Below are 12,419 nucleotides of genomic sequence, written 5' to 3'. Positions count from 1 at the left end.
AAGCAAGTGTTGCCATCTGCGCAAGCTGTAACAGGCTGTCACAGCCCGCGCGCGCCTTTTGATCAGGCGCAAGCACAGCCGCCTCAGGTGCGTGCGAACTGGCGCAGTTCGTTCTGATCCCGAGCGAGCGTCGAAGGCATGCTCTCGCGCAGCAACTCGACCCATGTGCGGATCTTCGCGTCGAGATACTGGCGCGACGGGTACACCGCGAAGACGTTCATCTCCTGCGACTTGTACTCCGGCAGGATCCACTGCAGCTCGCCGCTGCGCAGACCGCTGATTGCCGAATAAATCGGCAGCAGGCCCACGCCCATGCCCTCGCGCACGGCCACCGCCATCGCCTCCGCCACATTCACCTGGAAGGTCGCCGCGCCGAGATCGACCGTGCTCTCGCCGTCAGGGCCCGTGAAATTCCACTGCGCAGTCGGGAATACGGGCGTCACCATCTGCAGGCAGGTGTGGTGCGCGAGATCGGCGGGCTTTTGCGGCACGCCGCGCTTTTCCAGATATGCCGGCGACGCCACCGCGATGCTGAACGCGCTCGCGAGCCGCTGCGACACGAAACCCGAATCCGGCAGATCGGTCGCGACCACGAGGGCCACGTCGTAGCCCTCGTCGAGCAGGTCCGGCATGCGCTGCGCGAGCGTGAGCTCCACGTGCACGTCCGGATAGCGCTGCTGATACTGCCCCACCGCCGGCACCACATAGTGCTGGCCGAAGCTCGTCATGGCATGGACCTTGAGCTTGCCCGAGGGGCGCGCATGCGCGTCGCCGGCTTCCGCTTCGGCCTGATCGACGTAAGCGAGGATCTGCTCGCAGCGCTGCAGGTAGCGCTCGCCCGCCTCGGTGAGCGCGATGCGGCGCGTCGTGCGGTTCAGCAGGCGCGTGCGCAGATGCGCCTCCAGATCGGACACCGCGCGCGAGGCGTATGCCGTGGTCGTGTTCAGGTATTGCGCCGCGCCCGTGAAGCTGCCCGCCTCCACCACCCGCACGAATACACGCATGTTTTGAAGCGTATCCATACCAATCCTCTATCGAACATACGAATTGTTTCATATTTCGTAAGATCGATTGTCTCATGATTCGTAAAAATGCCTTGCATCCTTACCGGTTATTCACCAATCAAGCAAAAAATATAATGACGCACAGTGATTCATAGTCAAGATAAGGAGTAAATCGTGCAGTCTCCGGTACCGAAAGGACTAGCCGCACTCACGGTTCTTACGTTCTCGTTGATAATCGCGGGCTGCGCCAGTACCGGGGGCATCGCACCGCAAGCGAAACAGGCTGAAGCCGCGCAACTCGACGCCGGCTCGGCGATCCGCGCGGCCAACACCGACGCGAGCTGGCCCGCCAGCGACTGGTGGCACGGCTACAACGACCCTCAACTGAACGCCTGGATCGAAGCCTCCGTGGCCGGCAACCCTTCGCTTGCCGCCGCCCAGGCGCGTGTGCGCGAAGCGCGCTCGATGGTGGGCGTGGCCCAGGCCGGGCTCCTGCCGCAAATCAACGGCAGCATGTCCATCCAGCGTCAGCAGTGGTCCGACAACGTCTATTACGGACCGGGACCGCTCGCGGGCGCGAATACGTGGAACAACACGGCCACGCTCGGCCTCTCGTATCACCTCGACCTCTGGGGCCAGGACAAGAACAACGCCGAGCGCGCGCTCGACGTGGCGCACGCCACGGCTGCGGACGCGCGCGCGGCGCAGATCGAACTCGAAGTCAACGTCACGCGCACCTACATCGAGATGTCGATGAACTACGCGCTGCTCGACATTGCGAAACAAACGCTCGCCCAGCAGCAGCGCATTTTGACCCTCGCGCAGAAGCGCCTCGCGGGCGGCATCGGCACCCAGCTCGAAGTGAGCCAGGCGCAAACGCCGCTCCCCGAATACGAACGCCAGATCGACGCGCTCGACGAGTCCATCGCGCTCGGCAAGAACCAGCTCGCGGCGCTCGCGGGCAAGGGCCCGGGCGCCGGCGAATCGATCGAGCGCCCGGCGCTCTCGCTCGCCGCGCCCGCGGGCCTGCCTTCGGCGCTGCCTGCCGAGCTGATCGGCTATCGCCCCGACGTGGTCGCGGCGCGCTGGCTCGTCGCCGCGCAGGCGCGCGGCATCGACGTCGCCCGTGCCGACTTCTATCCGAACGTGAACCTGCTCGTTTCGATGGGCGGCTACGCGGCGGCCGGCCCGCTGTTCCAGTTCCTCAAGTCGATGAGCGGCAGCTACGCGGCCGGCCCCGCGTTCTCGCTGCCGATCTTCGACGGCGGACGCCTGCGCGCGCAGCTCGGCGCGCAGTCCGCCGCGTACGACATCGCCATCGATCAGTACAACCAGACGATCGTCACCGCGCTCAAGGAAATCGCCGATCAGGTCGTGCGCATGCGCTCGCTCGCGACGCAGGAAGACGACGCGCACCGCTCGGTCACAGCCGCGCAGCGCAACTACGATCTCGCGCAGGAAGGCTTCCGGCGTGGCCTGACCGACTACGTGAACGTGCTGATCGCGCAAACGCAGTTGCTGCGCGCGCAGGAAGGCGTCGCGCACATCCAGGCCGAGCGTCTGGCCGCGCACGCCACGCTCGTCGCGGCGCTGGGCGGCGGCATGATCGACGCGTCGAGCGATGCCGCGGCGAAAGGCCCGTCCGACGCCGAGCAACTGCCCGCGCACGGCAAGAAGACGCGTGACGTGCCGTTGATGCCCGCAGCACTGCTCGCGCCGCACGGCTCGCATGCCTCGTCCGGGCCCGACGCCGCCGATGCGAGCGCATCGGGCGCTGCGCACTAAGGTAGCCGACGATGCAGGCGTCCACCTCCTCACCTTCGCAGCCGGGCGGCCAAAGCCTGTATGCCGCGCTCGCCGACTGGGCGCGCACCGACGGCCTAGTCTGGATCTATCTCTTCAAGGCGATCGCCGCCGCCCTGCTCGCGCTCGGCATCGCGATGAAGCTCGATCTGCCGCAGCCGCGCACGGCCATGACGACCGTGTTCATCGTGATGCAGCCGCAAAGCGGCCCGGTGTTCGCGAAGAGCTTCTACCGGATCTGCGGCACGCTCGTGGGCCTCGTCGTGATGCTCGCGCTGATCGGCCTGTTCGCGCAGCAGCCGGAACTCTTCATCGTCTCGACGGCGCTGTGGGTCGGTCTGTGCACCGCGGGCGCTGCGCGCAACCGCAACTTCCGCTCGTACGGCTTCGTGCTCGCCGGCTATACCGCGGCGCTCATCGGCATTCCGGCCTCGCAGCATCCCGACGGCGCGTTCATGTCGGCCATGACGCGCGTGGGCGAAATCTCGATCGGCATTCTTTGCTCGGGCTTCGTCAGCGCCGTGGTGTTTCCGCAGTTCACGGGCGAGCTGCTGCGCTCGAACGTGCGGCGCCGTTTCTCGTCGTTCGTCGATTACGTGTCGGCAGCGCTTGCCGGCCGTATCGATCGTTCGCACATCGAAGCGAGCAATGCGCGCTTCGTCGCCGACGTCGTGGGCCTGGAGGCGAACCGCAGCATGGCCGTGTTCGAGTCGCCCGACGCGCGCATGCGCTCAGGGCGCCTCGCGCGCCTGAACACCGAGTTCATGACGGTTTCCACGCGCTTTCACGCGTTGCATCAGTTGATGAACCGTCTGCGCGCGGATGGCTCCTCGGTCACCGTCGATGCGCTCGAACCGTACTTCCGCGAGATCGCGCCGCTGTTCGCAAAAGCGGGCGAGCCGGTGCTCACGGCCGCGGATGCGACGCACGTCTCGAAGCAACTCGAAGACTACCGCGCGGCGCTGCCCAAGCGCGTGCGCGCCACGCGCGCCGAACTCGAAGCGCAAGGCAATGCGCGCCTGCTCGACTTCGACACCGCCACGGAACTGTTTTATCGCTTCGTGCACGAGATGACCGAGTACACGGCCACCTACGCCTCGCTCGCCGTCGACACGCACTCGCGCGAAAAATGGATTGCGCGCTACGTGCCGAAGACGAATCTGATCGCAGCAGGCGTGTCGGGCGTGCGCGCCGCGATCGTGATGTCGCTGCTCGGCGCGTTCTGGATCGCCACCGCATGGCCGAGCGGCTCGACCCTCGTGCTCAATGCCGCCGCGACCTGCGCGCTCGCCTCCTCCGCGCCGCAGCCCTCGCGCATGGCGACGCAGATGGCGCTCGGCACCGTGCTCGCATCGCTCGTCGGCATGGTGCTCACGTTCGGCGTGTTTCCGCATATCGACGGCTTCGCGATGCTGTGCGTCGCGCTCGCGCCCGCGCTCGCGTTCGGCGTGTTCCTCACGACACGCCCGAAGTACGCGGGCTACGGCGTGGGCTACTGCATCTTCCTGTGCTTTCTCGCGGGCCCGGACAACGTCGTGCAGTACAACCCGAGCAGCTATATGAACGATGCGCTCGCGCTCATCGCGTCGATGGCCGTTTCGGCGCTGGCGTTCGCCGTGCTCTTGCCGCCCTCCACGCCGTGGCTGCGCCGCCGACTGCTTGCCGATCTGCGCGGCGGGGCTGTGCAGGCTTGTCGCGCGCGCCTGAAGGGACTGCGCAACCGCTTCGAGAGCGGCGCGCGCGACCTGATGTTCCAGCTCGCGGCGATCGCCGGCAGCGACGATGCGCAACGCCGGGACACGATGCGCTGGCTCTTCTCGACGCTCGAAGTAGGCAACGCCGCGCTCGATCTGCGTCACGAACTGGCTGCGCTGCCCGCGCATCCGCAGTACGCGCGGGGCACGGCATGGCGCGTAGCGATCGACGCAACGCTCAAGGCCGTAAGCGCGCTCTTCGAGCGCCCCGGCGAAGCGCGCTACCGTGACGCGCTCGCAGCAACCGTACGCGCCATCGACGCAAGCCAGACCGTGCTGCAGGGCATGTGGAAGCCCGATGCAACGAGCGCGGCCGAACGTAGCGACACGCCGCCGCGCGAGGAGCGCCACCTGTTGCAGCGCATCCAGAGTCATCTGCATTTCATCCGCACCGCGCTCATCGACCCGCAATCGCCGCTCGCGGCCTATGCGGACAGCGAGGGCGCGAATGCCCGTCAACCTCATGAAGACAATCGGGGAGCCAATCATGCCTCGTGATGTCGCGTTTCTCGACGCCTATATCCCGGCGATCGTGCTGCTCTTCATTCTGGGCGCGGCGATCACCTGGGTGCTCGATTCCGTGCTGGCCAGAACCGGCCTCTATCGGGTCGTGTGGCACCCATCTCTCTTTCGCGTGAGCCTGCTCGTGGTCGTGTGCTGCGTGCTCGGTCTCGCGGTTTATCACTAAATGCGCCGCTGAATGCATCGCTGAACGAATCAACCGAATCATGACAATCCGCAACCTCATTGGCTTTATCGCGACGACCATCATCTTCGTCGTCGCCATTCTGGTCGGGCGCGTCCTGTGGGTTCACTACATGGACGAGCCGTGGACCCGCGACGGCCGCGTGCGCGCCGAAGTGGTGAACATCGCCCCAGACGTCTCGGGCGCCGTGGTCGAGCTACCCGTGAAGGACAATCAGTTCGTGCACAAGGGCGACCTGCTCATGCAGATCGACCCGTCGCACTATCAGATTGCCGTCGAGCAGGCCGAGGCCGCCGTGGCCGCGCGTAAAGCCGAACTGACGATGCGCCAGGACGATGCGCGCCGACGCGCCGACATGGACAGCGAAGTCGTCTCGGCGGAAAACCGCGAAAACGCTTCGCACACGGCAAACTCGGCACAGGCGCAGTACCAGCAGGCCATCGCCGCGCTCGACGCCGCCAAGCTGAACCTCGAACGCACGCGCGTGGTCTCGCCGGTGGACGGCTACATCACGAACCTGCAGGTGTTCCAGGGCGACTACGCGATCTCGGGCCAGGCCAAGCTCGCCGTGGTGGACAGCCATTCGTTCTGGGTCTACGGCTACTTCGAGGAAACCAAGCTGCCGCACGTGAAGGTGGGCAACAAGGCCGACATCAAGCTGATGAGCGGCGGCACGCTCCAAGGCCACGTGGAAAGCATCTCGCGCGGCATTTACGACCGCGATAATCCGCAAAGCCGCGAACTGCTCGCCGACGTGAACCCGACCTTCAACTGGGTGCGGCTCGCGCAGCGCGTGCCGGTGCGCATCCACATCGACAAGGTGCCGGACGACATGGTGCTCGCGGCCGGCACGACCTGCACGGTAGTGGTGAAGCCGGGGACGTGATGGCGCGGTGACGGCGGCGGCTGGCCGCGCGCGCCTCCAACCGGACCACGCAGAAGCGCAGCAACAAAAAGGGAACGCCAGTTTGGCGTTCCCTTTTTTGTTGTTGCGCGTTGTTGCTGCGCGCAGACGGAGTGTTAGCGACTACCGCACATTGATCTGACGGAAAATCGATGAGTATTGCAAAACATTGCCTTTAACACGATAAAACCTATCTCGATTGATACACATCAACAGAGGTTTCTCGAATTACTCGGATTATTCCTATTCGCTCACACCCCCTACCCACCATCAACGTGATCTCTCGCCTACATCGACTTCACGAATTCGGCAACGTACCGCAGGCAACGCGCAACGACGGCGCGGTGCGCGCCTTTGCGCGCCGCGCACTCGCCGGGCTCTCGAACCGCCAGGCCCTCGCGCCGCAACGGGTGGTCGTGCTTGGCCTCGGCAATGTTCAGTGGGGCGATGCTGGCGTGGGCGTTCTCGCGCTCGAGCAGTTGAAGACGAATTGGCAATGCCCCGCTCAGGTCGAACTCGTGGAAGGGGGCACACGCGGCCGTGCGCTCTTGCCCATCGTCGAATCGACGCAGCATTTGATCGTGCTCACGGCAATCGACTTCGGCCTCGCGCCTGGCGCGCTGCGCGTGCTCACCGGAGACGCGGCGGCGGAACGTCTCTACAGCTGTCGCCCGAGCCGCCCCGGCATGGGTTTCGCCGACGCGCTCGCCTGCGCACAGTTGAGCGGCCGCTCGCCGCGCGAGTTCGTGCTGATCGGCGTGCAGCCGCAAGCCGGCGACTGTTATGGCGCGGGCTTGTCGAGCACGGTGTGCGCGCAACTCGATGCCACTGTCGAAGCCGCACGGAGCTGGCTGCAGCGCTGGCGCGCCGCCCCACTGCCGCGCATCGCCCAGCCGTAAATACGAATCTGCGGGAGAACCCGCGGGAGAACCCGCGTTGCCCGCACGCGTTGCACTGCACTATCCTGAAAAACTGCGCCAGATCCGGACCGCTGCGCCGGGCCACTGCGGCGGCCCATAGCGACGGCGGCCTGCACCATCAGCACGGGAGGAAGGTAGTCATGCGTTACCGCGATTTTCACCGCGAGTCGGTCGCGAACCCCGACGACTTCTGGCGCCGCGAGGCTGAGCGTATCCATTGGGAGACGCCGTTCGACCAGGTGCTCGACCGCTCGAACCCGCCGTTCGCCCGCTGGTTCTGCGGCGGCCGCACGAACCTGTGCTTCAACGCCGTAGACCGCCACCTCACGTCTCGCGCGCACCAGAACGCGCTCGTCTACGTCTCGACCGAGACCGGCATCGAGCGCCATTACACCTACGCCGACCTGCACGCCGAAGTGAACCGCATGGCCGCTGTGATGCGCTCGCTCGGCGTGGCGCGCGGCGAGCGCGTGCTGATCTATCTGCCGATGATTCCCGAGGCCGTGTTCGCCGTGCTCGCCTGCGCGCGCCTGGGTGCGATCCACTCGGTGGTATTCGGCGGCTTCGCCGCGCCAAGCCTCGCCGCGCGCATCGACGACGCGAAGCCCGTGCTGCTCGTGAGCGCCGACGCCGGCGCGCGCGGCGGCAAGGTAATCGACTACACGCCGCTCGTGGACGAAGCGATGGCGCGCGCCGAATTCGCGCCGCCCAAGGTCCTGCTGATCGACCGCCAGCTCGCGCCCGAGCGGCTGAACGCGCCGTATCTCGTCGATTACAAGCCGCTGCGCGAACAGCACTACGACGTGCAGATTCCCTGCGAATGGCTCGAGTCGAACGAACCTTCGTACATCCTCTACACCTCGGGCACGACCGGCAAACCGAAGGGCGTGCAGCGCGACGTGGGCGGCTACGCGGTGGCGCTCGCGGCTTCGATGGAATACATCTTCGAGGGGCGCGCCGGCGACACCATGTTCACGGCGTCGGATATCGGCTGGGTGGTGGGTCATAGCTACATCATCTATGCGCCGCTGCTCGCGGGCATGACCACGGTGATGTACGAAGGCACGCCGGTGCGCCCAGACGGCGGCATCTGGTGGCGGCTTGTCGAGCAGCACCGCATCAACCTGATGTTCACCGCGCCCACGGCCATTCGCGTGCTCAAGAAGCAGGACCCGGCGCTCCTGCACTCCGCCGATCTTTCGAGCCTGCGCACACTCTTTCTCGCGGGCGAGCCGCTCGACGAACCCACGGCCGCATGGATCTCGGACGCGCTCGGCAAGCCCGTCGTCGACAACTACTGGCAGACGGAAACCGGCTGGCCCATGCTTGCGATCCAGCGCGGCGTCGATCCCATGCCGCAAAAGCTCGGCTCGCCGGGCGTGCCCTGCTACGGCTACGACCTCGTGCTGCGCAACGAGCATACGGGCGAGCCCTGCGCGCCAGGCGAGAAGGGCGTGATCACGCTCGGCTACCCGCTGCCGCCCGGCTGCATGCAGACCGTCTGGGGCGACGACGCGCGCTTCGTGAAGACGTACTGGGAAAGCGTGCCTGGTAAGCAGGTGTATTCGACCTTCGACTGGGGTGTGCAGGACAGCGACGGTTACGTGACGATCCTCGGCCGCACCGACGATGTGATCAACGTGGCGGGGCATCGTCTCGGCACGCGCGAGATAGAAGAGGCGATCTCCTCGCACGCGGCGGTCGCGGAAGTGGCCGTGGTGGGCGTGAACGATGCGGTGAAGGGTCAGGCCGCGCTGGCGTTCGTCGTGCTGCGCGACGCGAACGCAGCGGCCAATCCCGTCGATGCGGAAAAACTCGCGACCGCGCTAGCCGTGACGGTGGATCGCCAGTTGGGCGCAATCGGAAGACCCGCGCGCGTGCACTTCGTGCCGATGCTGCCCAAGACGCGCTCCGGCAAGCTGCTGCGCCGCGCGATTGCGGCGCTCGCCGAAGGCCGCGACCCGGGCGAGCTGCCGACCATCGAGGACGCCTCCGCGCTGCAGTCGATTCGCGAGGCGGTCAGCACAGGCAACAACGGCTGATCGCTCAGCGCGCGAGCGGGCGGTATGCGGCGAGAAAGCGCTTGAGGATGCCGGTCGAATACGTGCCCGCGATGTCGGTGAGGAAGCTCGAGAACGAGGTGCTCGCGTGTTCGTCGGCAGTGTCGGAGATCGTGCGCACGACCGCGCAGGGCACGTCGTACTCGTAACAAACCTGGGCGATCGCCGCGCCTTCCATCTCGACGGCTAACGCATCGGGCAGTTGCGCGCGCAGCGCGCCCACGGCCGCCGCGCTCGCCACGAACTGGTCGCCGCTGATCACGAGCCCGCGGTGTACCTGCGGCGCCACACTCGCGAGACGCGGCAACGCTGCTCCGAAATGCGCGGCGAGCGAAGCGCCCTCCTCCGCAATGAAACGCTCGCACGCGGCAGCAAGCGCGTCGGCGAGCGCACGGTCGGCGTCGAAGCGCGAGCGCGAGAGCAGCGGAATCTCGTGGCGCGCAAAGAGCGGCTCGGCGTTCATGTCGTGCTGGAGCAGCGTTTCGCCGACCACCACGTCGCCCACGTGGACGTCCGGGCCCACGCCGCCCGCCACGCCCGTAAAGACGATCGCTTCCACATCGAATGCATGGATCAGCGCGCTCGCCGTGGCCGCCGCCGCAACCTTGCCGACACGCGCAAGCGTCACCACGCAGGGCGCCCCATGCACGGTGCCGAGGTGATAGTCACGCCGGCCAAACGTGCGCGTGACGACACCCGATTCGGCCTGCATCGCCGCGATCAGATCGCCGAGTTCCTGGGGCAGCGCGGCGAGCACGCCGAGCGGACGGGCGGCCGTGCCGCTCGCCTGGGTCGAAGAGTTCATCGTTGAATGTTGTCCGTCTGGTTCGTCAAAAGCTCGCGTGCGCGCTCACTCCACCGGCTGCAGCTTGGCGACCGCCAGCGCGAGCCATTTCTCGCCGTGGCGCTTGAAGCGCACCTGCGCCTTGGCGTCTGTGCCGCTGCCTTCGAGCGCCGTAATCGTGCCTTCGCCGAACTTCGTGTGGAACACACCCTGCCCCACACGGAAGCCCGTTTCGGCTGCGCGCTGCGCGTTGGCGAACGCGGGCGCCGGGCTCTTGTCCGCGATATAGGCGTCGCGCTCGCGGCGGCCGCCGCCGTAGTTGCCACCGCCGTTACCACCGCCATTGCCGCCCTCGCCGCCGCCCGGCCGTGCGAACCAGTCGCGGCCCCAGCCTGCGTTGTCGGAACGTCCGCCCCAACGTGAACCCGCCTCGACCTTGGGCGTGAGCCACTTGAGCGACTCCTGCGGCAGTTCGTCGAAAAAGCGCGAGCGCACGTTGTAGCGCGTCTGGCCATGCAGCAAGCGGCTCTGCGCAAACGAGATGTAAAGCCGCTCCTTCGCGCGCGTGATCGCCACGTACATCAGGCGGCGCTCTTCTTCGAGGCCGTCGGCTTCCATCGCGCTGTTCTCGTGCGGGAACAAGCCCTCTTCGAGACCGGTGATGAAGACCGCCGTGAATTCGAGGCCCTTCGCGGCGTGCACCGTCATCAGCTGCACGGCGTCCTGGCCCGCCTGCGCCTGGTTGTCGCCGGCTTCGAGCGAGGCATGCGAGAGGAAGCCCGCAAGCGGCGTCATGACGTCGGGGTTCTGCGCGGGGTCCGTGATCGTGGGCGCGTCGAGCACTTCGATCTCGCCGTCCTGCGAGACGATCTCGGGTACCGCGCTCGCCCCCGGGCGCAGCGGAATCGAGCGCGCGGGTGTGTCGAGACCGTAGCCCGCCTCGCTCACGAACGCCGTGGCCGCAGTCACGAGTTCCTGCAAGTTCTCCAGGCGATCCTGGCCTTCGCGCTCGGTCTGATAGAACTCGGCGAGGCCGCTCATGCGCACCGTGTATTCGACGGTTTCCGGCAGGCTCATCTGCGCCGTCTCCGCGCGCATCTTCGCGACCAGATTGGCGAACGAACCGAGGCTCGTGCCCGCCTTGCCCGTGACGTAAGGGATCGCCGCGGCCATCGAGCAGTTGTAGAGGCGCGCGGCATCCGCGAGCTGCTCGATCGAGCGCGCGCCAATTCCGCGCGTGGGGAAGTTCACGACACGCGCAAACGCCGTGTCGTCGTTCGGATTGTCGATCAAGCGCAGATACGCGAGCGCATGCTTGACTTCCTGACGCTCGAAGAAGCGCAGGCCGCCGTACACCTTGTACGGCACGCCCGCGTTCACGAGCGTGTGCTCGATCGTGCGCGACTGCGCGTTGCTGCGGTAAAGAATGGCGATCTCGTGGCGCGCGAGCCCCTGGTTGATGAGCGCGCGAATCTCCTCGACGATCCAGCCCGCTTCCTGCGAATCGGTCGCCGCCTCGTACACGCGCACCGGCTCGCCGTGGCCCGCATCGGTGCGCAGGTTCTTGCCCAGACGCCGCGAGTTATGCGCGATCAGGTAGTTGGCCGCATCGAGAATATGGCCGTGCGAACGGTAGTTCTGCTCCAGCTTGATCATGTGCTTCACGCGGAACTCGTTCTCGAAGTCGCGCATGTTGCCGACGTTCGCGCCGCGGAACGCGTAGATCGACTGGTCGTCGTCGCCCACCGCGAAGATCGCGTTGCCCGGCCCCGCGAGCAGCTTGAGCCATGCGTACTGGAGCTTGTTGGTGTCCTGGAACTCGTCCACCAGAATGTCGCGAAAGCGCCCCTGATAGTGCGCGCGCAGCGGCGGGTTGTACGCGAGCAGCTCGTAGCAGCGCAGCAGCAGCTCGGCGAAGTCCACTACGCCTTCGCGCTGGCACTGCTGATCGTAGGCCTCGTAGAGTTCGACGAACTTGCGGTTGAAGTCGTCGCTCACGTCGACGTCTTTCGGACGCAGGCCCTGCTCCTTCGCGTTGTTGATGAAGTACTGCAGGTTCTTCGGCGGGTACTTCTCGTCGTCGACGTTCAGACCCTTCATCAAACGCTTGATGGCCGAGAGCTGGTCGGCCGTGTCGAGAATCTGGAAGGTCTGCGGCAGGCCGGCGTCGCGGAAATGCGCGCGCAGCATGCGGTTGCACAGGCCGTGGAAGGTGCCGATCCACATGCCGCGCGTGTCGATGGGCATCATCGCCTGCAGGCGGGCCGTCATTTCGCGCGCGGCCTTGTTCGTGAAGGTCACGGCCAGGATGGTGGACGGCGACGCCATGCCCTGCTGGATCAGCCACGCAATGCGGGTGATCAGCACGCGCGTCTTGCCGCTGCCGGCCCCGGCCAGAATGAGCGCCGGTTCGTTGGGCAACGTGACGGCGGCGAGTTGTTCGGGGTTCAGGTTCGCGAGCAGTTCGGGCATGGGCTGAAAAGG

The 12,419-nt window shown here is 66.4% G+C and carries 9 protein-coding genes; 6 read left to right on the top strand and 3 right to left on the bottom strand.

Annotated elements, in window-relative coordinates; genetic code table 11:
* Positions 1-83: 83 nt before the first annotated feature.
* A complete protein-coding gene (locus FAZ97_RS05090; protein ID WP_158757476.1) occupies positions 84-1,022 on the bottom strand; it encodes a LysR family transcriptional regulator in 939 nt (312 codons plus the stop codon).
* Positions 1,023-1,178: 156 nt separating this feature from the next.
* Between FAZ97_RS05090 and FAZ97_RS05085 the strand changes: the two genes are divergently transcribed.
* From FAZ97_RS05085 to FAZ97_RS05060, 6 genes are all read left to right on the top strand, one after another.
* Positions 1,179-2,789, top strand: a complete 1,611-nt coding sequence (locus tag FAZ97_RS05085; protein WP_158757475.1) for an efflux transporter outer membrane subunit — start codon at positions 1,179-1,181, stop codon at positions 2,787-2,789.
* A gap of 11 nt (positions 2,790-2,800) precedes the next feature.
* The gene (locus FAZ97_RS05080; protein ID WP_158757474.1) at positions 2,801-5,059 is read left to right on the top strand and encodes an FUSC family protein; all 2,259 of its coding nucleotides are present in this window, start codon (positions 2,801-2,803) and stop codon (positions 5,057-5,059) included.
* Positions 5,046-5,249 carry a DUF1656 domain-containing protein gene (locus FAZ97_RS05075; protein WP_199272088.1) on the top strand — a complete coding sequence of 68 codons (204 nt, stop codon included), beginning with the start codon at positions 5,046-5,048 and terminating at the stop codon, positions 5,247-5,249. Before FAZ97_RS05080 ends, FAZ97_RS05075 begins: the two co-directional genes overlap by 14 nt.
* Before the next feature lie 40 nt (positions 5,250-5,289).
* Complete coding sequence (locus FAZ97_RS05070) at positions 5,290-6,153, top strand: efflux RND transporter periplasmic adaptor subunit (RefSeq protein WP_158757473.1); 864 nt, start codon at positions 5,290-5,292, stop codon at positions 6,151-6,153.
* Between the two features lie 293 nt (positions 6,154-6,446).
* On the top strand, positions 6,447-7,070 hold the full coding sequence (locus FAZ97_RS05065; protein WP_158757472.1) for a hydrogenase maturation protease: 624 nt from the start codon (positions 6,447-6,449) through the stop codon (positions 7,068-7,070).
* Positions 7,071-7,231: 161 nt separating this feature from the next.
* Entirely contained in the window at positions 7,232-9,133 is a 1,902-nt protein-coding gene (locus FAZ97_RS05060) for a propionate--CoA ligase (RefSeq protein ID WP_158757471.1), read from the top strand.
* A gap of 4 nt (positions 9,134-9,137) precedes the next feature.
* Here the strand turns inward: FAZ97_RS05060 and FAZ97_RS05055 are convergent, their stop codons facing one another.
* Together FAZ97_RS05055 and FAZ97_RS05050 are read right to left on the bottom strand one after the other, a co-directional pair.
* On the bottom strand, positions 9,138-9,956 hold the full coding sequence (locus FAZ97_RS05055; protein WP_158757470.1) for a 5'-methylthioadenosine/adenosylhomocysteine nucleosidase: 819 nt from the start codon (positions 9,954-9,956) through the stop codon (positions 9,138-9,140).
* 45 nt (positions 9,957-10,001) lie between these two features.
* Positions 10,002-12,407 carry a UvrD-helicase domain-containing protein gene (locus tag FAZ97_RS05050; RefSeq protein ID WP_158757469.1) on the bottom strand — a complete coding sequence of 802 codons (2,406 nt, stop codon included), beginning with the start codon at positions 12,405-12,407 and terminating at the stop codon, positions 10,002-10,004.
* Between the last annotated feature and the right edge of the window lie 12 nt (positions 12,408-12,419).

Source organism: Paraburkholderia acidiphila (genome assembly GCF_009789655.1).
In the GTDB taxonomy this organism is placed as follows: domain Bacteria; phylum Pseudomonadota; class Gammaproteobacteria; order Burkholderiales; family Burkholderiaceae; genus Paraburkholderia; species Paraburkholderia acidiphila.
Note: the sequence above shows the minus strand (reverse complement) of the source record. Positions and strands in the feature narration are given on the sequence as shown.

What these genes read in the sequence shown, in the direction of transcription:
- FAZ97_RS05090 (WP_158757476.1), bottom strand. Translation starts at nt 1,022, where the DNA reads ATGGATACGCTTCAAAACATGCGTGTATTCGTGCGGGTGGTGGAGGCG.
- FAZ97_RS05080 (WP_158757474.1), top strand. Translation starts at nt 2,801, where the DNA reads ATGCAGGCGTCCACCTCCTCACCTTCGCAGCCGGGCGGCCAAAGCCTG.
- FAZ97_RS05070 (WP_158757473.1), top strand. Translation starts at nt 5,290, where the DNA reads ATGACAATCCGCAACCTCATTGGCTTTATCGCGACGACCATCATCTTC.
- FAZ97_RS05060 (WP_158757471.1), top strand. Translation starts at nt 7,232, where the DNA reads ATGCGTTACCGCGATTTTCACCGCGAGTCGGTCGCGAACCCCGACGAC.
- FAZ97_RS05055 (WP_158757470.1), bottom strand. Translation starts at nt 9,956, where the DNA reads ATGAACTCTTCGACCCAGGCGAGCGGCACGGCCGCCCGTCCGCTCGGC.
- FAZ97_RS05050 (WP_158757469.1), bottom strand. Translation starts at nt 12,407, where the DNA reads ATGCCCGAACTGCTCGCGAACCTGAACCCCGAACAACTCGCCGCCGTC.